Origin of the sequence: Klebsiella ornithinolytica, assembly GCF_030505655.1 — a bacterium.
GTDB lineage: Bacteria > Pseudomonadota > Gammaproteobacteria > Enterobacterales > Enterobacteriaceae > Klebsiella > Klebsiella ornithinolytica.
On record NZ_CP130153.1, the window covers coordinates 4933034 to 4959510 of the forward strand.

Below are 26477 nucleotides of genomic sequence, written 5' to 3' on the forward strand. Positions count from 1 at the left end.
TTATTTTCAAGCGCATCTGACCGGTGCGCTTTTTTACACTTCATCCTTCAAGCTGCTTCGGCGTTGGCTGCGTTCGCTCCCCCCAGTCACGTATTTATATACGCTCCTGGGGACTCGTTCTCTTGCCGCCTTGATGCAACTCGAATGATTTTGTGTATATTATCTTTCGTAACTATAACCATCAAAAATATATCCAGCTCCTTCCCGTTCATTCCCATTAAATTCTATTTTCAGCTGGACTTTTCTTTTATTTACTGATGTTATGTACAGGTATTTAGCGCGATATGGCCGTGCGGGAACACGGCCATATCGCTCATCACAATCACTATTTTCAAGGAATAGCCATCATGACTACCGTCCATTCTATTGCAGATCCGTGCGATCCAGAAGTCTCCCCAGCAAATAACCGTCACCTTACCGTGAGTTATGCGAGTCGTTATCCGGATTACACCCGCATTCCCGCGCTCACCATGAAGGGTCAGTGGCTGGAAGCCGCCGGTTTCGCCACCTGTACCGAGGTGGATGTGAGGGTGATGAACGGCTGTATTGTGCTAACGGCGAAGCCGCAGGAGCCGGAAGACTCTACGCTGCTTCAGTCTTTTCATCGGGTGGGCAAGCTGTCCGCCCGTAAGCAGCGGCAGGTGTAGGACTTTATCGACGTGATTTCAGGTAAACGTTCCGCCTGATGCTAACCGCTCCCGACCGTGAGTCGGGAGCGGTTCCTGATTAAGGTGCGATAACCTGCACCAGCACATCGGTTGCCCAACTTTCCTCGCTATTCACTACCAGGCCTTCTGCGCAGGCTTGTGCCATATTCCCCAGCTGGAAAGAGACGTCGTCATTAAAGTTAAAATCACGCCAGGCTCGCGCAAAGTTAATACGCCAGTACCCCATCCCCTGATCAAAGCGGATTTTCAGCGCCTGGCCATTATCAAAACTCACCATCAACTTACGGTGGTGCGGAATGTCGCGGCCAGAGTTGAACGCCTGAATCTCCACGGCTCGTCCCATGGATGCCGCAAACCACTGGTCGGCGAAATCCTGGAAGTCTGCTTCACTCATCCAGTCATGGAACGGTTTGTTCCCCGGGCGCTCTTTACTCCTGAACAGCGTATCAATCGTCACTTCTGCCTCTTGTGTCAGCATCGGTTTCAACGTCTTCAACAACCCGCCTAACAACGCCAGCGCTACGGGGTTTTGCAGATAGCGATCGCTGTAGTGGATACGCGTCACCCGGCATTCCGTCAGCAGGCGCTGAATATCATCCTGAGACTCGGTCAACAGGTTCCAGAAGCGCTGGCCAAACTGAGAAACCGGGCCGTTAAGCTGCTTATGGATTTCAATATCGTTAACCAGGCCTTTGCTGCCCGCATCCTCGGATGGCAACTCGGTTTTATAAAGCGCTATCGGCGCCTGCAAATGGCTGCGAATAACCATCTGGCTATTCAGATGCCAGTTCGGCCCGGGGATGGTTGCTTCATGGCTGCGAGAAATTAACGTCATCAGGCGATCGTCAAACGTCACCTGCGCAACGAGCGGCGTATCCGTATCATGCTCAGACTGGCACAGCTGCACGCCTATCGCAGTAAACTGCGCGAGTTCCAGAAGGATCTCCGGATCGTCAATGTTTCGCGGGATAACCAGCACCACCTCAACATCATCTTTTAGCCGGTAGTTCTGGATCGCGGTGCGGAACTGACGGGCATACAGGTCCCACTCATTCAACGGCCCACTCATCCACAGCGTGAGCTTTCGGCCACCATCGTTGATGGCCCGCCGCAGAGTATCTTCAATGCTCCCTGGACAATATTGCGCATCAGCCAGAGAGAATTTCTCCTCATCCGGCAAGCCAATATAGTGGCTGAAATCCGCCCCCAGCCAGGCTAGCGCCGCTTTACGATCCAGTAGATCGTGATCGTGGCGGGTCTGTGAATCGAGCAGGCACTCGCTACAGGCGGTATCGCAGTGGTGGCAGCCCAGTTGCTTCACCATTCCCTTCAGCACGGCCTCAATATGCAATGGCGCGCTGGAAGCAAAGCCCGCACCGCCGCTGATAATATCGTACAGCTGTACCGCCAGAACGGATTGCTCGTTCTCCAGCCTGACCGGGCGCACCGCGTAGCCCAGCTCCGCTGCGGAAACGCCCAGCACGCTCGCCAGCGAGCGCCGCAGCGCCACGGCCAGCGTCATTGCAACAATACGCCCTTCTTCCGTGTTATCAGCAATATACTCTCCGTTCTGCGGGCGACGGACAATCAGCTCGAAGACATCCGTTCTGGCCAGCGCTCCCAGCGTGACATTTTTATTCAGCGCCGTTGAACCCGGGCAGATAATCCGCTGATTCTGACTATCCCGGTCGGCCTTTCCAGGACGAGGCGGATAGTGTGCTTCCATGGATTTCGGTGCATCCGTAAGGTTGAGCATCGACTCCGCGCGACCGCAGCTCAGGCACAGCGCATAGCCGTGGCCGCCTTCCCCCATACTTTGCTGGAACACATTACCGTCCGCCCCGGAAGCCATAAAGCCCATCAACGGGTTCGGCAGCGGTACACGCTCGGCCTTAACAAATACCCAGGCCGGTACAACCGGAATGAATTTCATGGTCTCAATGTTATTGGTCACCGGATCGTGCGCATCCGTTACAAAACCCGCAGGCTGTAAAACCTGACGTCGGTTTTCCGGCGTGATGCGCTCACCGCACGCATCATTGCTACAGAATAAATCTCCCGAACCGCCAATACCTTCCTCATAGCCTAACGTACCGCATTTGTGACAACGCCAGGCGCTATCCAGGCGCTGAGCTTCATTGGTATCAGCATTGAGATTATGCCAGTGCAGAGACACCCCAGCGGAGCGGAAGACCCGTCCATCAAGGATAATCTCCGCGCCCGGCGCATACTCACGGATCGCCACGGAAAGGTTGCGTGAAGGCAAGCCTTTATAACGCGAGACGTTATCTTCACGATCGCTCTTATCACGGACTTTGTACGTTTTCTCGCGGATATAATCTTCCATGGTGAAGTTATCAAAAGTGACAACATCCGTTGGGAAGCCATATCCAGGCAGGAAGGTTCTGGCCGCCAAATCGCGCAGCAGATACTCGCCGCAGTGCCGTTTTTTCTCTAGCTCCAGACGTTTGCGATACGGCGTATTGGGCTGCGATTCACTTTCCTGCTTAACAAGATCGCGATAAATTCCCAGCCAGCGCTTCTGCAGCGCCGCAATCGCGTCGCACGTTTTATCCCGCAGCTTTTCTGCCGCAACGCCATGAAGCGCGGTGCCTTTAACCAAGCGAACCAAAGCCGCATCAATACTCAGCGTCGGACGCTCCAGCCAGGCTTTGAAACGGTTACACACCGACTGTTCAAGCTCTTCACCAAAGAACCACTGACTATTAAGGCTGGTGCGTTCTTTTTCTGTTTCACCGATGACATGGCACAAATAATCTGACAGCAGCAGAGAATTGACGTGGCGCTGTACCAGGCGCTCAGAATTCATTGCCACCATCGGCGCAGGGATCACCGTTTCAAAAGGCCAGAGAGGGTTAGCAAAAACCTGCCGATCGTGCGGGTTGCCTTTGCACAACGTGTAAGAAATAGCGCGGGACTCTTTGCTACGCCCTGCACGCCCGGCACGCTGCAAATAGTTAGCGGGGTGCGGCGGGACGTTATTCATCACCACAGCAGAAATCCCGCCAATATCCACGCCCATTTCCATGGTGGTTGAACAGTTAAGAACGTTGAGCTGTCCGTTTTTAAACATACGTTCATAACTTTGCAGACGTTCGGATGATTGCTGGGCGGAATGCTCTGCCGTGCGGTAGTAAAATCCACCTTCAACGACGCGATCGTTAATATCCGTCCAGAGGTTTTGCGAACGTAATTGCGCCACCAGAGGGTCCTGCCCCAGCCAGTCACGAACTTTTCTTAACCCATCGACATAATCATCCTGAGAACGATCGTGCTGCCAAATCTCAGGCAGCGTCACCGCCTGGGCGACAAAGGCGTCATATTGTGCACTGGTCAGCCGTTCAAACTGAATATGCATTGGCAGATAAGGCGTCAGACCTCTGAAAGCCGTCGCCAGTAATTTATTGGTTACCGGGCAAATGTAGGCTTTTTGTACCAGAGAGAATGTCAGATGCTCTTTAGGTAAATAAAAACGGTTGCCGTCGGATTTCAATACCGCTAATGACCCCGTCAACTGAAGCCAGGCCTCTTTTAGCCACGCATTAACGATATCGATTGTGACCGTATTTACGCTGCTGAATTTAGCGCCGAGGATCAAAAGTTTGACCAGGCGCTGCGTGACGTTACCGTGACGAATTTGCGGCCAGCGTTTAACCTGGTTGTCATCAGGTTCTTTCGAATCGGGGTTACGGACAAATTTTGAAGAGAAACGGCTACCGATCCAGTTTTTCAGATCTTCGTCCAGCTGGGTGTAGTTGCTTTCCCTGACATAGAAATCCAGCGTGACCTTAAGAAAATCACGCCAGTCATCCAGGGTTAACCCTTTATCTTGCCAATGGGCAGGAATGCTATGGGCCTTCTCCAGCCCCTGATAACCCACCTGAACCAGCCCTTGTGTCTCCAGGCTATTGGTGCGTTTAGGGCGCCGCATAAATTCACGGAAAAGCAGCATTTCAGCGAGTTTTAAAGGGCCACCATTTTCAGTGAATATTTCAGGCTTGAGATAGTGGTTATACTGCAGGATAGGACCTTTGATATCCGCCTTATCTTTCAATTCCTTAACCATTTCGGACCAGGAAAGAGAAATCAAAACCGCATCAACTTTTCCACCAGTGGCGACCTGGATAGCGTGCTCTAAGCGCTCAGCTTGTTCTTCACGACGGATCGCTTCTTCCGGCATCCCCCAGTCATGAAGATTTTTCGCTTCTTCACGTGCCTGTGCTGCCATCTCAGTCAACTTCGTTACGTCAGCCTGGGCATTTGGCGCATGTGTTGACTGTTTACGTTGGTGCCATCCAAGAATATCCACCACGCTACCGCGCAAACGGCTGCGCTCCGCTTCCTGCTGCATACGCACCGCCATCCGTGCCGTTCCCTGACGGCTATCAGTGAAGGTGATCAATCGACGCCCTCGTCCAGGCAAAGAAAGTGGGCCAACGCCCTCTTTACCTTCATCACTGATAAAGTCCTGACAATATTCCAGCACGGTAGGCACGATATTCGTCACATAAAAAGGCCCGCCTAACAGTGCCCGCCGGAAGGGTTGTTTACCTTTACCCCCTCTATAACCGCAGTTGCTGGCACTACAGACCTGCTCAATATCATTCATCGCCAGCGGAATACTATCCGGGTTGACTACGCCAATACTTCGAGTTTGGCGATCGAGGCGCTGCACGATATAGCCCATTTCGGTATTACATTCCGCGGCAATAATATGGGGTGGCTGGAATATCTGCTCTTTTTGGACTTTTTCACTCGAAGAGTCAAAATCATCAGGTGCTTCATCCTGCAGCGAAAACTCATCCCCGCCTTTATTATCCCACTGTACAAGCTTTCCTTTTTTGTCCCGGGCAAGTAAATGCGGTTCATTACACTCATTGCAGAACGCGAGTTCATAAACAGGGCTACCACACTCGCAGTTCTGCCGCTGATTCACATACACATTGCCAAAAGGCCACCCCTTCTCCAGCGCAGTATTGTGTTTAGCGGAGCAATGTTTATCTACGCAGGCCCATATCCCCTGGGTATTACGCTGGAAAATATGCGCTCTGACTTTCAGAAATGCCGGTTCCTGCGCATTGGGAAGCGTACCGGTACAGAGATCGAGCCAGCGCAAAATATCCTGCTGAGTGTATTGATGTTTTGTTAGCTCATTCAAACGCCGGGTGAGCGCATCAAGCTTCATCGGTCTGGGTTGACTCACAAGCATCTCACGGAGATGACGCGCTTGCGGAGAGTGAGTCAGCGCGGTATAGCGCTCAAGGCTAATACCCGCCCCATCAGAATCAGGAATACGCTCAAGCTCATCCAGGGATAGAGAAAGATGCTGGCACGGCGCCAGGTCAGGAATGACACGGCTACCGCCCAGAACATCAATACGTTCCTGTGGCACACCGGACAACTCAGATAAGAATTTTTTCAGCTGCTTTTCAGCATCACTTCCGGCAATAGTCGCCGATGTTGCAACAAAGCGAACATCATCAGGCGTAACGCCAAACGCCGTCATGACACGACGGAGTTGTAAAGCCAGTTCAGCAGCCTGGGATCCTACGTAGGTATGGGCTTCGTCCAGAACGATCCAGCGTAATGATTTTTCCGCTTTTGATTTCTGAATGATAGGTGCATCAACCTGACGCACCATCATGTATTCCAGCATGGTACCGTTTGTGACCAGAACAGGGGCAGGTTCCTCACGCATTTTCTCACGCGAAAGCACCTCGTTTGGCCGGTTTGCCTGCTCACTTTTTACTGAGGCATGCAGCTCTTCAGTATTGCCGTTATACAGACAGTACCGAATTCCGGTTCCAAAGCCTCGGGTCCAGGCATCTAAACGTTCACGCTGTGAATTGATCAGGGCATTCAGGGGATAAAGGAAAAGGGCTCTAACGCCTATTAGTGGTTTTCCCCCGTTGTCCCGTAGCTCGCGATAAAGATCTTCAAGCACCGGAACCATGAAGCACTCTGTTTTCCCCGAGCCCGTGCCACTGGTCACAACCACCGAATGTTTTTTATCAAGTAATGCTTGCCAGCTGGCTAACTGATGTGTGAACGGTTTCCAGGTTGAGCCAAAACGATAACGTCCGTTTTCTTCGTTATCGAGAGAATCAACAACCTCTTTACTCAGTAACGTTTGCTTTGTGGCAAGCTCCCTCATCGTGAAATTTGACTCTTTCCAGCCAAATGTTTGTTCAAACACGGGAGAAGCCAGAAATGTTCCATCCTTTCCACATTCAGCCGCCATCTGCTGCGTAAGGTGCTCACGAAGATACGGGTTGGTTACGCCCATAATGCTCAGCGTAGCTTCCGTCGAACGAGATAACGACTGTTCAATCAGCGAAGAAAAATAGCGTGTAGTCATTCTTATTCCTTTTTATTTCGTAGCCACATTACGCAATAAGCAATACTGGAAAATGGCATTAAACCATCGCGAGTCAAAATCTCTGACTTGTCTTAAGAAAAATACGGCACCAGGTTTATTTTCAAAAACGCTGTCAAATGTTGTTTTACCACATGCAACAGCGGCAGCAAATATGGGGAGCAAAGTGACGGAATATCGATAACTGGTATCGGGCGAAACCTCTATAATGGGATCCTTTTGCGATGTGTACCAACGAAAAAGACTCGGCCCGCCAAACTCTGGCCAACGAGATTCACCATGTTCGCGTAAGAGCTCCTGATACCACTCATGAATGATGCCTTTTATCATTTGTGCCGGAAAAGTCGGTGGTAATTTCCCTTGGTCTAACCATAATTGCACTTCGCTGGCATAGGTTGGAAATACAGTCCCTAATTGCTGGAACATTCGACCCAGTAACTTTGTCTGCATTTCCTCCGGAGCACCTTTATGAGTCAGAAACGCGCGAAAACGCATTGAGGCATGTTTAACCTCAGTAATAGGCAAAAATTCCCAGAAAACAGGAAACTCGCTTTCAATACGGCTGAGATAATCAATGGACATCTCAAATTTAAACAGTGACATTGCCAATGCCTGTGGATGCTGGACCAAGGCACGCCATACCTCAAAGGTAGCCAGCGGTAAATATCCAAACTGATCGTATAAGTTACGTAAGAACTGCCATCCCGAATGTGCAGGGTCGCTCGCCATTTGTTCCAAAACTAACGTAATAGTATTTACATCCGACCGGGGATTAAAAAGCTGCGTTGCCTTTTGCAGGGACTGTATTGCCGAAGTATCGCTTTGGATTACCGGCTCGCCTGCAATGTAGCAAGGCCGAAATGAAGCTTCTTCACCTTGTTTGGGAACAACTAGCCATGGGCCATTATTTTGTATCGTCGAACTTAATTCGAATTCACCAACCGGTACACCTTCGCTCATTCTCGATACAAGCGGTATTGCCTTTCTTTCGGGCTCACTGAGTAACATAATAACGGGTGAAGGGATCTGCCCCGTACGATTGCTCACTGAATTAGCAAGAAGCAGCTGCATTTCCCGATTATACTCAAGGCTATATTTATAGCGTCTGATTTGCCAGGTAAAGGAACTACCTCCGCCTTCAATACGCATATCCACCGTTTGATCGATCCCTTTCTCCAGGGAAAGTAAATTGTCAATATGCTCCCTTAAGCTGTATAAAGTAAGCTCTACCGGGCTTTCTCCCGCACTATAGCGCCACTCATACCATGCCTGCATTCCGCTACGAGAGCGTAAACGTAGTTCAAGTTGGTATCGCGTAGGTTCGCCATTTTTACCGAAAAGGTATGCTCTGGCTCCCAGAAGGTCGTTAATCGTTATATTTTTTGGGAGAGGCTTTTCATCTTTATCAAAGGCAAGACAACCTCGGGCAGGGAAAGGGAGAGAAACAATAATGGGGTTTGCAGCAAGGTTTGGCGTTATTTGTAATAAAATCGATGCTGGGGGAATCCCCTCAGTTTTCATTATTATTTCTGTGCCACCGGGGAATCGCTTCCTATCAATCTCCAGTGATTTTTCTTTCAAACTATACAAACAAGGATGTTTGGTATTAATAATGACAGACCCTTCGTTTGCTTGTTCTCCATTTTTTATTTCTAGGCAAAAATCATTGGGAAGAATACCTATTTTCTTGCGCAGTAGCGTTTCATTATTCTCGTTACGCACTGAAATAAACTGAGCACCCATTTTCTCTTGCACATCACAATTATCTATAAATGTGCCGTTGAAAAAAAGTTTATAATGATGAGTTAATAGATTCTCAGAATTTTGGGAAATACCAGGAACACCAAGGAAGAGCTCATCTGGGTAGCTTGTCCAGTTTAATCGCCTCCCCTGGAAAGAGAACCCAGTCTGGATAATCTGCTCTCTTCCTGTCTTTATCCGGTACGTTTCATCGCCTTCAATCAGAATATCCTGGCGCCCTTTGACAATCAGAGCACGGTATCCCAAAGGCGAAAAATCGGTTTCGCAATCCTCGAGATCTGAGGCCAGACAACCATCCTTTGGCAATACAATGAGCACATGACTGCCACGTACGCTGCAAGATGCTTGTCCTTGTAGCAACCATTCACTTTTATCAAAAACAAAAACTAATGGCACATCGCCAACGGCAACCTCACTTCCCTCCAACAGCCTGGAGCCGATAAGCATCCCTCCTGCTCTCGCCACAATAAACAAGCTGGCAGCGGGCTTTTTCCGAAAAAACTTAATTTCACGCTTGCGAACTCTCATTTTTGCCTGTGAATTGCTCAGCGTTGCATAGGCAGGTCCCAGGCTCGTAATTTCGCTACCATCTTCATAGATGGCAAGCTCGAAACGCGTTGTAGAAGGTTCACTGTCAATCGAAAAACTCAGCTCTTCCGGAAGAGAAATGAGCGACTGTAAAGCCTCAGGATGATTTTCTGACCATAAGAACTGGCATAGGGTTGTTCTATTTTTTTGCAGGCGAGGTTTGGATTCAGTAGAAGCTGTTCGTAAAAGTCCATTAAGGAAACTGGTCCCTGTATCGTCATCGAGAGGAACAGGGAAACTGTCCCGCCACTTAGGATGAACACGGTCAAGTTCTTTTACGGGTTCGGTGTGGTTACTCAGGTCATAAATTTGAACAAGAGACACTAACTGTTCAGCCATACGACTAATAAGCTCGACTGAAGTATCCTCTTTAAAAACGACTGGCAGAAATGATTTTTCTACCGCTGCATGAACTAACGCAAACGTGGAAATGTTAGCAGACTGGACCTGATCGTATTGATTGAGAATGAGAGAGAACATCGACTGAAAACGGCTATTGGACTCCTTCAACAATCTGAAAGGTAGACCGCCTTCACTGAATAAGGACCCTAAAAAATTCCGCCTTTCTGTATCATAGAACCGCACGGGGCGCCCCCAGTACTCGTCCAGGCCTCTAGGGATTATTTTCCCCATTTCCGAGGAAGATGCTGATACGCCTATCGTTTTACAAATTGGCTCCCATGCCCATCCACACTCCCTTTCATAATCTCTTCGATACCACTCTGAGCAGAACAATGTGAAGCAGGCTGCGTACCCTTTATCACTTTTGTAACCATCGGGTAACCCTATCGCCCTCAACAACCACTTCAATTCGCCATATTCATCACTCGTTGCATGGTACTCATAAAGAGGGCGATTATCAGGTTTTCTTAAACTTCTACGATTTAGAAATTTGACTAACCACGGAGTACACTTAAGTATTGATATATGTTCTGTATGACTCAAAGTATGCTCCTTTTATTTTCATAGTGAATAAATACGATAGGAAGATATTTTTATATGGTGAAATAAAACTCAAAACCGATCAGCATACATCCTTTCTGCATGGACACCACCTCCAAATTTAAGTAGGTTCCTTAATGAAGGATAGATAGTGTCACTTATTCCAATTATTTGATTTAATAGAAAAATACACTAAGAAGATGTTAAACTTTTATCTATAATTGAAAATGTAAATATCACATACAACTATAGCAATGAATAGGCCCAGAGAGTTCAGAAAATCGAGAAACAGGAAACTAGTGAGTTATTTTAATGGAAAACACACAAAAAGTCCGCTCTTGAGCGACATGATTGTATCTTTTGGTGTGAAGATCAACTCTCAATTCCCATACATACCTTTGATCTTTTCCAAAATACCTAAAGCCTGACGCGATAAGGGAACAAGATGAGGAGTCCGCATCTTTGAACCACGCTGTGAATGTTTAACACCGTCCAGCGCTTCACGCTCACCGGGGATCGTCCACATGGCCGTTTCAAAATCTACTTCTGACCAGCGGGCAAAATGCCGCTCACTTGAACGGATGAAGACCAACAAAGTGAGTTCAACAGCCAATCGAGTTAACGGCCTGCCGGAGTAGTGATCAATGCGATGAAGTAATTCAGGTATGCGGTTAAGCTCCAGAGCAGCGCGGTGCTGTCTTTTTGCCGTAGCAACCGCACCGGCAATCTCTTGTGCTGGGTTGTAATCGATTAAACCACTCTGCACAGCAAAGCGCATAATCGCGGTAGTACGCTGCTGTAAACGGGCGGCGACTTCAAGTCGCCCGGATGACTCGACAGCTTTAATGGGTACAAGAAGATCCCGAGTCTTAAGCTCCGCAATATTCCGCTTACCGATGGCAGCAAAGAGATTATCTTCAAGGCTTTTCAAAACACGGGCACTGTGTGATGTAGACCACTTCTGATTGCTGGCATGCCAGTCTCTGGCAACCACTTCAAACGTTATCGCCTCTTGCTCCTGCTCTACCTTAACGGCTTTCTTGTTTTCACTGGGATCGACGCCATTAGCTAATAGCTTACGGGCCTCATCCCTGCGTGCCCTGGCATCTGCTAGCGAAACCTCAGGGTATTTCCCCAGCGCCAGCATCTTCTCTTTACCGCCGAAGCGGTAACGAAGACGCCAATATTTGGAACCGTTAGGGTGAACCAGCAAAACCATGCCTTCACCGTCAGTTAGTTTATAGGCTTTTGCTTCAGGCTTTGCCGAAAGAACCTTCACATCACTCAGATCCATAATGAGAATCCTTTCAAGGGTTCTGTGTGGGTACAAACATTATCGAACCGGGATATACCCGCAGTTGTACCCGCATCAGTAAGTTGATGTAGATTGAATCAGGTTGACTTAGGTTGAGTGAAAAAGCACAGAAAACCTTGCGATTACTGAATTTCAGACACAAAAAAAGCCGCTCTTGAGCGACTTGATTGTATCTTTTGGTGCCGAAGGCCGGACTCGAACCGGCACGTATTTCTACGGTTGATTTTGAATCAACTGCGTCTACCGATTTCGCCACTTCGGCACTGAAGGGATACGGAAACGTTGTGGATTATACCTGTCGATGGCCGCCATGCAAGCAGCAGCGTGTCTCCGCCACGCTAAGTGTCGAAAAAAACAGCGCCCGGCCTGCTCAGGAGCGTCTCAGGTCACATTTTCCCCTTCGCCTGCCCGGCAAGCTTACCCCGCTCGACCTCCCCTTCCCCTTCCCCTTCCCCTTCCCCTTCCCCTTCCCCTTCCCCTTCCCCTTCCCCTTCCCCTTCCCCTTCCCCTTCCCCTTCCCCTTCCCCTTCCCTCTTCGATTGCCCCGTCTGCCTGCCTCCTTCTGCCAAGCGTCGCCCCGCCCCATGCTCTACACTTTCTGTTTATCTACGCCAAACCAAGGAAATCGTGATGAGCACAATTAAAAGCTACGCCGCCAAAGAAGCGGGCGCCGATCTGTCGCTGTGGGAGTACGACGCGGGCGAACTCCTGCCGCAGGATGTCGAAGTACAGGTTGAATACTGCGGCATCTGCCACTCCGACCTGTCGATGATCGACAACGAATGGGGCATGTCGAGCTATCCGCTGGTTGCCGGCCATGAGGTGATTGGCCGCGTGGCGGCGCTGGGCAGCGCGGCGCAGGATAAAGGGCTGAAAGTCGGCCAGAAAGTGGGCATCGGCTGGACGGCCCGCAGCTGCGGGCACTGCGATGCCTGTATCAGCGGCAACCAGATCAACTGCCTCGAAGGCTCGGTGCCGACCATCATCAACCGCGGCGGCTTTGCCGATAAGCTGCGCGCCGACTGGCAATGGGTGATCCCGCTGCCGGAGAGTATCGATATCGAATCCGCCGGCCCGATGCTGTGCGGCGGGATCACCGTCTTTAAACCGCTGCTGATGCACCACGTCACCGCCACCAGCCGCGTGGGCGTCATTGGTATCGGCGGCCTCGGCCATATCGCCATTAAGCTGCTGCGCGCCATGGGCGCCGAAGTGACTGCCTTCAGCTCCAGTCCGGCAAAAGAGCAGGAAGTGCTGGCGATGGGCGCCGATCGGGTGGTGAACAGCCGCGATCCTGAAGCCCTAAAAGCGCTGGCCGGCCAGTTCGATCTGATCATCAACACCGTGGCGGTGGATCTCGAATGGCAACCGTACTTCGAAGCGCTGGCGTACGGCGGCAACTTCCATACCGTCGGCGCGGTGATGAAGCCGCTACAGGTTCCCGCCTTTACCCTGATTGGCGGCGACCGCAGCATTTCTGGTTCAGCTACCGGCAACCCGTCCGAACTACGTAAGCTGATGAAGTTTGCAGGACGCAGCAAAGTGGCCCCGACTACCGAGCTGTTCCCGATGTCGCAGATCAACGAGGCGCTGAAACACGTGCGCGAGGGTAAAGCCCGCTATCGCGTGGTGCTGAAAGCCGACTTCTAGCCCCCCTTATCCGCCGGGCGGCGCGTCTGCCCGGCCTGTTCCCTCAGCCGGCGCCCGCTGAAGGTTCATTAAACGGTCATCTCCCCGCCATCCCCTTGCAGTCATTCGTTCTCACAATCCGGGCTTCCATAAACGCCTGAACGAGACGTCTGCCACCATGAGAAAAACCTGGCTCCCCTGGCTGATACTGTCGCCCTCCCTGCTGTTTTTACTGCTGTTTACCTGGTTCCCGTTGGGCCGTTCGGTGTACGACAGCCTGTTCGATACCCGCATGGCCAGCGACAACGCGCCGTTCGTCGGGCTGGATAACTTCGTCCGCCTGTTCGCCGATAACGTCTTCTGGCAGTCGCTGCTCAACAACCTGCTCTATATCCTGCTGACCGTGGTCCCCGGCGTGACGCTGGCCCTGCTGCTGGCCGTCGCGCTGAGCGAAAACCACCGCGTTAACCGCTGGCTGCGCACCGCCTTTTTCTTCCCGATGATTATCCCGATGGTCAGCGCCGCCGCGCTGTGGCTGTTTATCTTTATGCCCGGGCTCGGCCTGCTCGACCACTATCTGGCGAAGCTGTTCGGGCCGATGAACAACAACTGGCTGGGGCGCAGCAACAGCGCCCTGCTGGCGCTGGCGTTGATCGGCGTATGGAAGTTCGCCGGCTACTACATGCTGTTTTTCCTCGCCGGGTTGCAGAGCATCCCGGCCTCAACGCGTGAAGCGGCGATCATGGAAGGCGCCACCCGCAGCCAGGTGTTCTTTAAGGTGACGCTACCGCTGCTGCGCCCGACCCTGAGCTTCGTGATCACCACCGCGCTGATCTACTCCATCACCCAGATTGACCACGTGGCGGTGATGACCCGCGGCGGGCCGGATAATGCCACCACCGTGCTGCTCTACTACATCCAGAATCTGGCGTGGGATACCCACGACCTCGGCAAAGCCTCCGCCGCCACCTTCCTGACCCTGGCCGGGCTGTTCGCCTTCTCGCTGCTTAACCTCAAACTGCTGGAGAAAGGAGCCCACTATGAGCGCTGAAGCCTCGCCGCTGGTTGTTCGTTCGCCGGTCGCCTCACTACCGCTGTGGCTGCGCCTGCGTCGCTCGCAGCCGTTCACCCTCAGCGTGCTGATGTGCTGCCTGGCTCTGCTGTGGGTCAGCCCGTTTATCTGGATGCTGGCTACCGCGTTCAGCGCCACCACCTTCGGCGAGGATATGGCCTCCCTGCTGCCGCGCCTGCCGCTGACGCTGGATAACTTCCGCGACGCCTGGGCCAGCGCCGACTGGCTAAGCCTCTACGCCAACACCCTTATTTTTACCTTCGGCACCTTCTTCGTGCAGCTGTTGACCATCACCACCGCCGGCTATGTCTTCGCCTGCCACCAGTTCCGCGGCAAGCAGACCCTGTTCCTGCTGTTCCTGGTCCAGCTGATGATCATGCCGGTGGTAATGATGGTGCCGAACATGCTGACTCTGAAGACCTTCGGCCTGCTCAACACCCTCACCGGGGTGATGATGCCCTACTTCACCTCGGCGTTTGGCGTGTTCCTGATGCGCCAGGCGTTCCTCGCCATCCCCAAAGAGCTGGAAGAAGCCGCGCTGATGGAGGGCTGCCGCTGGTGGCAGGTGCTGTTCCGCGTGCTGCTGCCGATGTCCTGGCCGTCGGTTCTGGCCTTCGCCACCGTCAGCATTACCTACCACTGGAACGAGTATCTGTGGCCGCTAATGATGCTCAACGATCCCGATAAGCAGGTGCTGACCGTGGGGCTGGTCTCCTTCGCCATGGGCGCCGAATCCGGCGGCCAGTGGGGCACCATCGGCGCCGGGACGCTGATGGTCTGCCTGCCGCTGATGCTGGCGTTCATCCTTTTCCAGAAACAGTTCCTGCGAAGCTTCGGCTTCTCCGGGATCAAATAAGGAGTTATCTATGCTGTTAGCCCAGATTTCCGATACCCATTTCCGCAGCCGCGGGCAGAAGCTGTACGGCTTTATCGACGTCAACGCCGACAATGCCGACGTGGTCTCCCAGCTCAACGCCCTGCAGGAGCGTCCGGACGCGGTGGTGGTCAGCGGCGATATCGTCAACTGCGGCCGCCCGCAGGAGTACGAGGTTGCCCGCCAGATCCTCGGCAGCCTGAACTATCCGCTGTATCTGATCCCCGGCAATCACGACGATAAAGCCCTGTTTCTCGAATACCTGCATCCGCTGTGCCCGCAACTCGGCAGCGACCCGCAGAACATGCATTACGCGGTGGACGACTTCGCCACCCGCCTGCTGTTTATCGACTCCAGCCGCGCCGGCACCTCCAGCGGCTGGCTGACCGACGAAACCATCAAATGGCTGGAGGCCCAGCTGTTCGACGGCGGCGATAAGCCGGCGACGGTGTTTATGCACCACCCGCCGCTGCCGCTGGGCAATGCCCAGATGGACCCCATCGCCTGCGAAAACGGCCATCGTCTGCTGGCGCTGGTGGAGCGCTTCCCTTCCCTGACGCGCATCTTCTGCGGTCATAACCATAGTCTGACCCTGACCCAGTATCGCCAGGCGATCATCTCCACCATCCCGGGAACGGTCCATCAGGTGCCCTATTTCCACGAAGACCGTCGCCCGTACTACGACCTGTCGCCGGCGTCGTGCCTGATGCACCGCCAGGTCGGCGAGCAGTGGGTCAGCTACCAGCACCCGCTGACCCACCACGCCGGGCCGTGGCTGTATGACGAAAACATCAGTTGCCCAACGGAAGAGCGTTAATTCTCATGCTTAGTTTGCAAAACATCAGTAAGCGTTTCGACGGTAAACCGGCCCTCGACGCCCTCTCCCTCGATATTCACGAAGGCGAATTCGTGGTGCTGGTCGGCCCCTCCGGCTGCGGCAAAAGCACCCTGCTGCGCCTGCTGGCCGGGCTGGAGCCGGTGAGCGAAGGCGAGATCTGGCTGCACGACCAGAACATCACCGCCCTGTCGCCGCGCGAGCGCAACTTCGCGATGATCTTCCAGAACTACGCCCTGTTCCCGCACCTGTCGGTGCAGGACAACATCACCTTCGGCATGAAGGTGCGGAAAGAAGATAAGGCCAGCTGGCAGCCGCGGGTCGATAAAGTGGCGCAGATGCTACAGCTGGAAACGCTGCTGGACCGCAAGCCGGCGAAGCTCTCCGGCGGCCAGCGCCAGCGGGTAGCGATGGCCCGCGCCATCGTGCGCAACCCGCGCCTGTTCCTGATGGACGAACCGCTCTCCAACCTCGACGCGCGTCTGCGCAGCGAAGTACGCGACAGCATCATGGATCTCCACCAGCAGCTAAAAACCAGCACCGTCTACGTCACCCACGATCAGACCGAGGCGATGTCGATGGCCGATCGCATCGTGGTGATGAACGGCGGCCACGTCCAGCAGGTCGGGCGGCCGGAGTATCTCTACGCCCATCCGGCCAACCTGTTCGTTGCCGGGTTTATCGGCTCACCGGCGATGAATCTGCTGTCGCTGCCCTGCGCCGACGGCGAGGTGCAGCTCGGCGACCTGCGCCATCCGCTGCCGCCGCGCTACCGTGACGAGTCCCGGGTCTGGTTCGGCATTCGTCCGGAACATATCAGCGATCGCGTGGAGGAGGGGCATCTGCGCCTCTGTGCCACCGTCCTGCAACGAGAACTGATGGGAGCCGATTATCTGCTTCACGTCAGCACCCCCATCGGCACCCTGCGCTTTAGCCGCCGCCATCGCGGCGCGGTGCCGGAGAAAGGCGACACGCTGATCCTCGGCTTCTCGCCTGCCGATATTCATCTTTTTCATGCTGAGCAACAGCACAATTTACTCCAGGAGATTGACCATGCTTAAACCTCTGACGGCTCTCGCGGTTGGGTTAAGCCTCGCGCTGAGCGGCGCGGCGCTGGCAAAAGAGAAGATCGATTTCATGTTCCCGGCGCCGGTAGACGGCAAGCTGACCATGGAGATGACCCGCGTCATCAAAGCCTTTAACGATTCACAGCAGGATGTCGAAGTGCGCGGGATCTTCACCGGCAACTACGACACCACCAAGATCAAAGCGGAATCGGCGCAGAAGGCCGGACAGCCGCCGGCATTGGTGATCATGTCCGCCAACTTCACCACCGATCTGGCGCTGAAGGATGAGATCCTGCCGATGGACGATCTGTTCCAGTATGGCGATCAAAAAGCGGGGGACTTCCTGGTCAAGGAGTTCTGGCCGGCAATGCATAAGAACGCCCAGGTGATGGGCACCACCTACGCAATTCCGTTCCATAACTCGACGCCGATCCTCTACTACAACAAAACGATGTTCGATCGGGCCGGGATCGCGCAGCCGCCGCAGACCTGGGCCGAGCTGCTGGCGGATGCCAAAAAGCTAACCGACGAGAGCAAAGGCCAATGGGGGATCATGCTGCCGTCGACCAACGATGACTACGGCGGCTGGATCTTCTCGGCGCTGGTACGCGCCAACGGCGGAAAATACTTTAACGAAGACTATCCGGGCGAGGTCTACTACAACGCGCCGACCACCATCGGGGCGCTGCGCTTCTGGCAGGATCTGATCTACAAAGACAAAGTGATGCCCTCCGGCGTGCTCAACTCGAAGCAGATCAGCGCCAGCTTCTTCTCCGGCAAGGTCGGGATGGCGATGCTCAGCACCGGCGCGCTGGGCTTTATGCGCGAGAACAGCAAAGATTTTGAGCTCGGGGTGGCGATGCTGCCGGCGAAAGAGCAGCGTGCGGTACCGATCGGCGGCGCCAGCCTAGTGAGCTTTAAAGGTATCAATGACGCGCAGAAGAAAGCGGCCTATCAGTTCCTGACTTATCTGGTGAGCCCGCAGGTCAACGGCGCGTGGAGCCGCTTCACCGGCTACTTCTCGCCGCGCAAAGCCTCGTACGATACGCCGGAGATGAAGGCCTATCTGCAGCAGGATCCGCGCGCGGCGATTGCTCTGGAGCAGCTGAAGTACGCCCATCCGTGGTACTCCACCTGGGAGACCGTCGCCGTGCGTAAAGCGATGGAGAACCAGCTGGCGGCGGTGGTTAACGATGCCAAAGTGACACCGGAAGCGGCGGTGCAGGCGGCGCAGAAAGAGGCCGATAGCCTGATGAAGCCGTACGTCGACAAAACCGCCCTCGCTGAGGTGAAGTAAGCCCCTTGTCGCTCCGGCGCCTCTCCCCGGTGGCGCGCTGCTTACCGGGGCTACTGACCAGCGCCGTACCGTAACCTCCCGCTGGCGTGACGCTTACCGGAGTTACTGACCAGCGCCGTACCGTAACCTCCCGCTGGCGCGACGCTTACCGGGGATACAGACCAGCGCCGTACCGTAACCTCCCGCTGGCGCGACGCTTACCGGGGATACAGACCAGCGCCGTACCGTAGCCCGGGCAAGGGGTTTACCCCGCCGCCCGGGAACCTGCTCCCCGAGGTGATATTGCTCGCCCTTTCCACGCCAGCCGTTTGATTTTTCAGCGTAAAAAGGGTACGTTTTCACCTTCCCCCCAGCGTGAGCAGTCGTGCATTATGCCTATTATTCAGTCTGTTGAACGAGCCCTGACGATCCTCGACCTGTTTAACGAACAAGCCACGGAACTGAAGATCACCGATATCAGCAAACAGATGGGCCTCAGTAAAAGCACCCTCCATTCGCTGCTCAAAACCTTACAGCTGCACGGCTATATCGATCAGAATCCGGAAAACGACAAATACCGCCTGGGCATGAAGCTGGTTGAACGCGGCCATTTTGTCGTAGGGACGATGGATATTCGCCAGAAGGCGAAAAGCTGGCTGACGGATCTCTCGCAGCGCACCGGGCAGACCACTCACCTCGGCATTCTTGACGGCCACGAAGGCGTCTACATCGAGAAAATCGAAGGCAGGCTCGCCGCCATCGCCTACTCGCGCATCGGCCGTCGGCTCCCCATCCACGCAACGGCGATCGGTAAGGTCCTGATCGCCTGGCTGAGCGAGGCGGAGCAAAATACTCTGCTGGAAGGCTATCAGTACACGCCGTTTACCCCCGCAACGCTGACCTCCCGCGAGGCGCTGCTGGCGGCGCTGGCGCAAACCCGCGCCCAGGGCTATGCGCAGGACAGCGAAGAGAATGAGCAGGGCGTGCGCTGCGTGGCGGTACCGGTGTGGAACCATGAATCGCGGGTCATTGCCGCACTGAGTCTGTCAACGCTCACCTCTCGCGTCGATGAGGCTGAGCTCGCGCGCTATCGCGCCTTGCTGGAAGAGGCCGGGCGCCAGCTATCGAAAGCGCTGGGCTACCCGGCCTGAGGGGTTATCCGACTACCGGCTCATAGCTGAAGTAGTCAAAGTCCGCATAGCAGCCGTCGCCGCTGATATCCTCGCAGTGCAGGCCGACAAAGGCGCCGGTAAAGAACCCGCGCCCGCCGATGTAATCGTCCGATAGCTTCCAGGCGGCATATTCCACCGGCACGGTGTGCCACTGCTCGCCGTCAAACGAGTAGCTGTAGCGATAGACGAGATGGTCGACGTCGACCCGGAGCCATATGCTCTGCGCGGCATCCGGTACCGCGATCGGGTGTTCATGCAGCGGCCACGACGGCACGTTATGATCGAGCTGCAACACCTTAATGGTTCTGCCCTGTCCCTCTTCATAGTCAACGAAGCAGTAGCTCCAGTTTTTGCTGTTGTAATAGCAGGTTAATCCGGCGCTCTGTTGAAAATTCTGCGGGGCAAACTCCATTCGCGTTTCGGCGCGGAAGGCAAAGTGCTGCCAGCGCCGGGCGACGGTGGACTGGGTGAACGTCGAGTTGAGCGAATCGTTGCCGTACAGGCGCAGAAAGCCGGGACGGGCATTCAGCGACCCTAAGGTGTCATCGAAGGGAATACGCAGCGTTTGCAGCTCCGGGTTGAGCGTCGGGCGGTTGAACTCTTCTCGCCAGCGCTCATCAGCCACGACACGACTTTCAGCCATTTGCGGCCCCGGCACGTTTAGCTGCGCGTGTTTTCCCCCTTCCACCGACGGCCAGCCGTCGTGCCAGGCGATGCGCGCGATGCCGGTTTCCCGCCCCAGCGAGCAGTAGCCGCGCCCGCCGGAGGCCAGCAGCGGCACACCGGGCAAGCGCTGCGGACGGCTGGTGAGATAGGCCATATACCATTCGCCGGTGTGGGTCTCCAGCAGCGAACCGTGGCCGCTTTTCTGCAGCGGATTTTCCGGCAGATGCCAGCTGGTCATCAGCGTCCCGTCCGGATGCAGTTCGTACGGCCCGTCGATATTTTTCGCTCTGAGCACCACCACCGCATGTTCATAACTGGTGCCGCCTTCGGCCACCAGCAGATAGTACCAGCCCTCTTTATGGTACAGATGGGCCCCTTCGGTATAGCGCAGCGCTGTGCCGGTAAACAGGGTTTTTCGCGTCTTCGACAGGGTCTGCGTCTGCGGGAAATACTCCTGCAGGACGATCGTACAGTGCGGGTCACTGTGGTGACGCGGCCCCCACGGGCGGTAAATATAATATTTACGCCCGTCCGAATCGTGAAACAGCGACGGGTCAAAGCCGCCGTTACCCATCGCGATCGGTTCACTCCACGGCCCCTCAATAGAGGGGGCGGTGACCAGATAGTTGCGACCGTTTTTCCACGGCGAGTCGACGATTTTCACATCGGTATACAGCAGCCAGAACAGCCCGTCGGCGTAGCTCAGACACGGCGCCCAGATCCCGCCGGAGTCGGGGTTGCCTTTCATATCCAGCATCGACACGCGATCCAGCGGCGTGCTCACCAGCGACCAGTTTTTCAAATCCCGTGAGTGGTAAATCCGCACTCCCGGAAACCACTCGAAGGTGGAGGTGGCGATGTAGTAATCCTCGCCCTGGCGACACATTGACGGATCCGGGTTAAAACCGGTCAGAATCGGGTTAGTTATCGTGTACATATTGCCTCCTGCTTAATGGGATGTCGCGGCAGCGGCAGCAGGGACGCCCTCTTCCTGCGCCGCGCGATGTTGACGTAACTGCTGGCTGATGGCCTCCACCCGGGCATCGGTCAGCTTGTAGAGTGAGAGCATGGTGAACATGCCGATATAGAGCACCACCGGCACCACACAGAACAGGATTTTGATGGTGGTTAGCACCTCAACCGGCTGCACGCTGCTGCTGGCGGAGTAGTTCACGTAGGCCAGAATCCAGCCCACCACCGCGCCGCCAATGGCCAGGCCAATCTTCAGACTGAACAGGTAGGTGGAAAAAACCAGTCCGTCGAGACGGCGGCCGCTGCGGCTTTCTTCGTAATCCACTACGTCAGAGGCCATCAGCCACTGCAGCGGCGTGGTGGTGTTGAAAACGAACAGGAAGACGATGTTGAGCGCGAAAATCAGCGCGATATAGTCAGCCGGGGTAACGAAAATCAGCAGGCTAATCAGGGAATAGACCACGATAATCCCTTTAAAGGCCTTCACCCGATCGAAGCGCCCGAGCAGGCGCGAAGAGGCCAGCGAACCGAACATGGTGGCGATGCTGCCGTAGAGCAGAAACTGCATCGCCAGCTCCGGGTGGTCCATCACGTATTTCACGAAGTAGAGCGTTGCCCCGCCGCGAACCACGTTGGAGCAGGTCGCCATCATTTTGAAAGCACACATGATTCGCCACTGGGTGTTGCCGAACAGCAGCTTAAGATCTTTCGCCACCGATGCGCCCGGCTGCACGTCGAAGGTATAGCGCTCTCTGGTCGTGAAGAAGCACACATACAGCAGCACGACGCCGGTCAGCCCGAGCACGCACATGGCGCCAAAGTAACCCACCTGCTCGTTGCCTTTGCCAATGATGCTCACCAGCGGCAGCGCAATCCCGCTAATCGCCAGCGATCCCGCGGCCGCGAGGAAAAAACGCCACGACTGCAGGGCATGGCGCTCTTTCGGATCCGCCGTAATCACCCCCGGCATCGCGCAATAGGGGACGTTAACGAAGGTGTAGACCAGCGTCAGCAGAATATAGGTCACGCAGGCATAGATAATTTTACCCTGCGCGGAAAAGTCCGGCGTGTAGAAGGTCAGCATACAGACGATGCCGAACGGAATGGCGCCCCACAACAGGAACGGGCGGAACTGGCCGTAGCGGGTACGGGTGCGGTCCACCAGCAGCCCCATCAGCGGATCGGTGACGGCATCCAGCACGCGGGAAACCAAAAACAGCGTGCCCATAATACCGGCGGAGAGGCCAAACACATCGGTGTAGAAATAGGCCAGCAGAAACATCGTCGCCTGCCAGACGAAACCGCACGCGGTATCGCCCAGCCCGTAGCCGATTTTATCTTTCATGGTTAATTGCATATTTATCCCCAACCCCAATGAGTGGAATGGCGCAAACGTCAGGGACCTGAAAAGGGAATACATACCCGCTGCAACGTCAGGAAATCACCCATTATACGTGTGCTTACTGTTCACGTTTTCGTGTTAATAGAGTGTAAGAAGATGTGCATTTTTACGGCAATGGTCATTTTTAATTTATGAATTATGTTTTTTGGTTTTTGTGATTGCCATCGTTATAAAAAAGGGAAGGCCATAATATTTTTTCGTCTTAATTTTTAAATGGTTACAAAAAACAAAAAATAAGCATAATGGTATTTAATGCAGACGAAAAAAAGCCGTCCGCGGACTATTTCCGCAGACGACATTGCAGCTGAATTTAATTAAATACCGAGCGCTTTTTTACCGGCGTTTATAACCTCGATAATTTTATCTGTATCGTATATACAGCCTTTCCATGTCCCGCCGCTGACCGATTGCAGCGCCGCCCACAGGCGGGTATCGTCCGGTAAAAAATCATGGGCGTGCAAATCGGGATGCGGCGTTCTTGCCGCCAACTCTGCCGCCCCCTCTTCCGGCGTCAGCCGCTGGTGCGCCGTACCGATAAAATTGACGTGACCGGTGAGCGCCAGCCTGTCGACGACGATCTCAATCACATCGTCATCGCGCAGCTTGCCGATGGGCCCGCCCGCCAGCGCTTCCGGGGCGACGTGGCCGAAGCAGGCGCCGGTCGACACGCCGGAGAAACGGGCATCGGTGATCAGCGACACCGTCTTCCCCCACGAGACATGTTTCAGCGCCGAGGTGAGCTGATAGGTCTCTTCCATGCCGGTCCCGGACGGCCCGCCGCCGATCACCACCATAATATCGCCCTGCTCGATCTCGCCGTTTTTGATCGCCTTGATCGCCCGGGCTTCCGAAACAAATACCCGCGCCCGTCCGGTGTGGCGATACACGCCGTCGTCATCCACCACCGACGGATCGATCGCCGTGGCTTTGATCACCGAACCTTCCGGCGCAATATTGCCTACCGGGAAGGCCACCGTGGAAGTGAGGCCTTTGGCTTTCGCCCGCGCCGGCGGGAGGATCACATCATCCGGATCGACGCCGTCCTGTTCGCGCAGACACTGCCGGAATTTCTCACGCCGCTCGGAAGTCTGCCACCAGTCGAGGTTTTCTCCCACCGTCTGACCGGTGACCGTCATCGCATCCAGATGCAGCAGACCAAGATCGCGCAGGTGCAGCATCACTTCCGGTACTCCGCCGGCGAGGAAAGCCCGCACCGTGGGGTGGTAGTCCGGCCCGTTCGGCAACACGCTGACCAGACGCGGGACGCTGCGGTTGATCCGCGTCCAGTGTGCGACATCAGGAATGGTGCACCCCGCCGCATGGGCGATGGCGGGAATGTGCAGCAGAAGGTTGGTCGAGCCGCCGAACGCCGCGTGGATAACCATCGCGTTTTCGATCGCCTTATCGGTCAGAATATCGCGCGTGGTAATGCCGCGATTATCCAGCTCACTCACCGCCCGCGCCGACTGGCGAGAGATTTCCAGCCAGACGTCCTGCCCCGACGGCGCCAGCGCCGAGTGCGGCAGCGCCAGGCCGAGCGCTTCCGCAACGACCTGCGAGGTCCCCGCCGTGCCCAGGAACTGGCAGCCGCCCCCTGGCGAAGCGCAGGCGCGACAGCCTAATTCCGCCGCTTCCTGCAGCGACAGCTCGTGGTTGGCGTAGCGTGCGCCGATGGTCTGGACTTTACCGGCATCTTCGCCAAAGGTCGGCGGCAGCGTCGCCCCGCCGGGCACCAGAATCGTCGGCAGGTCATGCATTGCCGCCAGGGCGATCATGGTCGCCGGCAGGCCTTTGTCGCAGGTCGCCACGCCGATCACCGCCCGACGCGTCGGCAGCGAACGGATCAGACGACGAAACACGATCGCCGCATCGTTGCGGTACGGCAGGGAGTCGAACATGCCGTGCGTACCCTGAGAGCGCCCGTCGCACGGGTCGCTGACGAAGGCGGCGAAAGGAATCCCGCCATTGCGGGTAATCTCCCTGGCCGCCGCCTGCATCTGCAGGCCAATTTCCCAGTGGCCGGTGTGGTAACCCAGCGCCACCGGGCGGCCGTCCCCGGCGCGAATCCCACCCTGAGTGCCGATAATCAGCACCTCTTTGCCGGTGAGTTTGTTGGCGTCCCAGCCCATGCCGGCGTTTTGCGTCATCCCGAACAGATTGCCGCTCGGCGACTCCATCAGCATTTGCGGCGTCAGCGGCAGCGCACCCTGCGGGCCGGCAGCATGGGTGATGACCGCATAAAACGCATCATTCTGGGGCGTGAAAATCGTCTCTATTGCCATCTTAATTTTCCGGTTCAGCAGAGTCTGAGCTGTTGTAGTAGCGTTTTGAGCTGCCGCTTTTTCGCCTCGTCCAGCGGAGAGGACGGGGGCAGCACATGCGTGGAGATCGGCCGCCCGCACAGCACGATCGCCTCTTTAATCACATTCACAAACGGCGTATCCAGCTGGTACAGCTGCGGGATTTGCAGCAGCGTCTGATGGTAGCGCGCGGCTTCCGCCAGGTTGCCGTCGCGGAAGGCCAGCAGCAGCTTTACCGAGATCTGCGGGGCAAAGTTACCGCTGGCCGAGATGGCCCCGTCGCCGCCCAGCAACAGGGTGTTAAACAGGTGGTCATCGTAACCGCACAGCACCGAGAAGTGCGGGTGCGCCGATTTCACCGTCTCAATCATGCTACGCAGATGAGCCACCGAGTCGATGGTGTCTTTGATGCCGACAATATTGCTGCGCGAGTCGGCGAGAGTTTTGACCAACGCGGGCGTCAGATCCTGACCGCTCAATGCCGGGAAGTTATACAGCAGCACCGGCAGCGTGACGCTCTCGGCTACCTGCTGGAAGTAGCGAATCAGGTTGGGCTCAGAGACTTTCCAGTAATAGGGGTTAATGACCACGATCCCGTCGGCGCCGGCCTGCTGCGCGTGCTGGCTGAGTTCGATGGTCTCCCGGGCGTTGGTGCCGCCGGTACCAATCAGTACCGGTACCCGGCGATCGACGTGGGCGATGGCGAAGGCGGCAATGGCTTTGCGCTCATCGGCATTAAGCTGCGAGAACTCCCCGCCGCTGCCGAGGAAGAACAGGCCGTCGACGCCCGCGGCGATCATGTCGTCGATCAGCGCGGCGGTACCCGGTTTATCGAACTGGCCATCGGCGGTAAAAATGGTGGAGACAGGCGGAATAATCCCCGAGAACTGCACGGTTTGCGGCATGAGATCTCCTTGCTGAATCATTTTGTTCTACATTATAGAACAGCGTTCGTTTATTTAACGACCATACTATGTCGCCTGCAAAGAGAAGGTAAATGGGGTGACGGACGTAAGTGCACGTTTTTCAGACTGGATCACAAAATGCTGCAACGCCTTATGCGTGCGACAAACCGGCCTCTCTTGCCCGGGCTACGCACCGACACCCACCGTACCGCGGTAAACATAGCGCCAGCGGGGAGGTTCCCGGACAGCGGGATAACCCCCTGGCCCGGGCTACGCACCGACACCCACCGTACCCCGGTAAACACAGCGCCAGCGGGGAGGTTCCCGGACAGCGGGATAAACCCCTGGCCCGGGCTACGCACCGGCCCCCACCGTACCGCGGTAAACATAGCGCCAGCGGGGAGGTTCCCGGACAGCGGGATAAACCCCTGGCCCGGGCTACGCACCGGCCCCAGCCGTAGCCCCGGTAAGCGTCGCGCCACCGGGGAGTGTTCCTGGATTACAGAAGATAAACTGTTCGCTGTGCGGCCCGTTCGGCAGCAGCAGCGCGGTGCGAGGGGGATTATCGGGGCGTTAACCTGCCATGGACGGGTATTGTGGTGCGGCCCGTAAAGCGGAAAAAAAGCAGGCCACAAC

Annotated in this window: 16 protein-coding genes, 1 tRNA gene and 1 pseudogene; 8 read left to right on the top strand and 10 right to left on the bottom strand. The window is 55.3% G+C overall.

The features are described 5' to 3' along the window. Positions 1 to 347 precede the first annotated feature (347 nt). Entirely contained in the window at positions 348 to 647 is a 300-nt protein-coding gene (gene symE, locus Q1L34_RS23405) for an endoribonuclease SymE (RefSeq protein ID WP_071359105.1), read from the top strand. 79 nt (positions 648 to 726) lie between these two features. Here the strand turns inward: symE and Q1L34_RS23410 are convergent, their stop codons facing one another. The 5 genes and pseudogenes from Q1L34_RS23410 to Q1L34_RS23430 all read right to left on the bottom strand — a co-directional run bounded on the left by Q1L34_RS23410 (position 727) and on the right by Q1L34_RS23430 (position 12240). Next, positions 727 to 7047 carry a DEAD/DEAH box helicase gene (locus Q1L34_RS23410; RefSeq protein ID WP_071359104.1) on the bottom strand — a complete coding sequence of 2107 codons (6321 nt, stop codon included), beginning with the start codon at positions 7045 to 7047 and terminating at the stop codon, positions 727 to 729. Between the two features lie 12 nt (positions 7048 to 7059). Beyond that, a complete protein-coding gene (locus tag Q1L34_RS23415; RefSeq protein WP_260091897.1) occupies positions 7060 to 10359 on the bottom strand; it encodes an STY4851/ECs_5259 family protein in 3300 nt (1099 codons plus the stop codon). A 379-nt stretch (positions 10360 to 10738) separates the two neighbouring features. Continuing rightward, positions 10739 to 11650 (bottom strand): annotated as a pseudogene (locus Q1L34_RS23420) (tyrosine-type recombinase/integrase); the annotation flags it as partial. Positions 11651 to 11848: 198 nt separating this feature from the next. Beyond that, a tRNA-Leu gene (locus Q1L34_RS23425) sits at positions 11849 to 11933 on the bottom strand. A 124-nt stretch (positions 11934 to 12057) separates the two neighbouring features. Next, positions 12058 to 12240, bottom strand: coding sequence for a hypothetical protein (locus tag Q1L34_RS23430; protein WP_327204306.1), 183 nt, complete (start codon positions 12238 to 12240; stop codon positions 12058 to 12060). Between the two features lie 61 nt (positions 12241 to 12301). Here Q1L34_RS23430 and ahr point away from each other — a divergent pair, with 61 nt between their 5' ends. The 7 genes from ahr to Q1L34_RS23465 all read left to right on the top strand — a co-directional run bounded on the left by ahr (position 12302) and on the right by Q1L34_RS23465 (position 19575). Continuing rightward, the gene (gene ahr, locus Q1L34_RS23435; protein ID WP_015585286.1) at positions 12302 to 13321 is read left to right on the top strand and encodes an NADPH-dependent aldehyde reductase Ahr; all 1020 of its coding nucleotides are present in this window, start codon (positions 12302 to 12304) and stop codon (positions 13319 to 13321) included. A 157-nt stretch (positions 13322 to 13478) separates the two neighbouring features. Continuing rightward, the gene (locus tag Q1L34_RS23440) at positions 13479 to 14351 is read left to right on the top strand and encodes a carbohydrate ABC transporter permease (protein ID WP_004857408.1); all 873 of its coding nucleotides are present in this window, start codon (positions 13479 to 13481) and stop codon (positions 14349 to 14351) included. Further along, entirely contained in the window at positions 14341 to 15228 is an 888-nt protein-coding gene (locus tag Q1L34_RS23445) for a carbohydrate ABC transporter permease (RefSeq protein WP_004857406.1), read from the top strand. The genes Q1L34_RS23440 and Q1L34_RS23445 overlap by 11 nt, the downstream gene beginning before the upstream one ends. Before the next feature lie 10 nt (positions 15229 to 15238). Next, the gene (locus tag Q1L34_RS23450) at positions 15239 to 16063 is read left to right on the top strand and encodes a phosphodiesterase (protein WP_064357606.1); all 825 of its coding nucleotides are present in this window, start codon (positions 15239 to 15241) and stop codon (positions 16061 to 16063) included. Positions 16064 to 16068: 5 nt separating this feature from the next. Then, on the top strand, positions 16069 to 17142 hold the full coding sequence (locus Q1L34_RS23455; RefSeq protein WP_048022985.1) for an ABC transporter ATP-binding protein: 1074 nt from the start codon (positions 16069 to 16071) through the stop codon (positions 17140 to 17142). Continuing rightward, positions 17135 to 18445, top strand: a complete 1311-nt coding sequence (locus tag Q1L34_RS23460) for an ABC transporter substrate-binding protein (protein WP_064368252.1) — start codon at positions 17135 to 17137, stop codon at positions 18443 to 18445. The genes Q1L34_RS23455 and Q1L34_RS23460 overlap by 8 nt, the downstream gene beginning before the upstream one ends. A gap of 371 nt (positions 18446 to 18816) precedes the next feature. Next, positions 18817 to 19575, top strand: coding sequence for an IclR family transcriptional regulator (locus Q1L34_RS23465; protein WP_004857393.1), 759 nt, complete (start codon positions 18817 to 18819; stop codon positions 19573 to 19575). 4 nt (positions 19576 to 19579) lie between these two features. On the opposite strand, the gene Q1L34_RS23470 is transcribed toward Q1L34_RS23465, so the two are convergent. The 5 genes from Q1L34_RS23470 to Q1L34_RS23490 all read right to left on the bottom strand — a co-directional run bounded on the left by Q1L34_RS23470 (position 19580) and on the right by Q1L34_RS23490 (position 26323). After that, positions 19580 to 21199 (bottom strand): glycoside hydrolase family 43 protein, encoded by a 1620-nt coding sequence (locus Q1L34_RS23470; protein WP_015585289.1) that lies wholly within the window; start codon positions 21197 to 21199, stop codon positions 19580 to 19582. Positions 21200 to 21211: 12 nt separating this feature from the next. Beyond that, complete coding sequence (locus Q1L34_RS23475) at positions 21212 to 22591, bottom strand: glycoside-pentoside-hexuronide (GPH):cation symporter (protein ID WP_004857385.1); 1380 nt, start codon at positions 22589 to 22591, stop codon at positions 21212 to 21214. A 359-nt stretch (positions 22592 to 22950) separates the two neighbouring features. Then, on the bottom strand, positions 22951 to 24918 hold the full coding sequence (locus Q1L34_RS23480) for a YjhG/YagF family D-xylonate dehydratase (RefSeq protein WP_004857383.1): 1968 nt from the start codon (positions 24916 to 24918) through the stop codon (positions 22951 to 22953). 14 nt (positions 24919 to 24932) lie between these two features. Then, positions 24933 to 25841 carry a dihydrodipicolinate synthase family protein gene (locus Q1L34_RS23485; protein WP_220668115.1) on the bottom strand — a complete coding sequence of 303 codons (909 nt, stop codon included), beginning with the start codon at positions 25839 to 25841 and terminating at the stop codon, positions 24933 to 24935. 131 nt (positions 25842 to 25972) lie between these two features. Then, a complete protein-coding gene (locus tag Q1L34_RS23490) occupies positions 25973 to 26323 on the bottom strand; it encodes a hypothetical protein (RefSeq protein ID WP_327204307.1) in 351 nt (116 codons plus the stop codon). Positions 26324 to 26477: the final 154 nt, after the last annotated feature.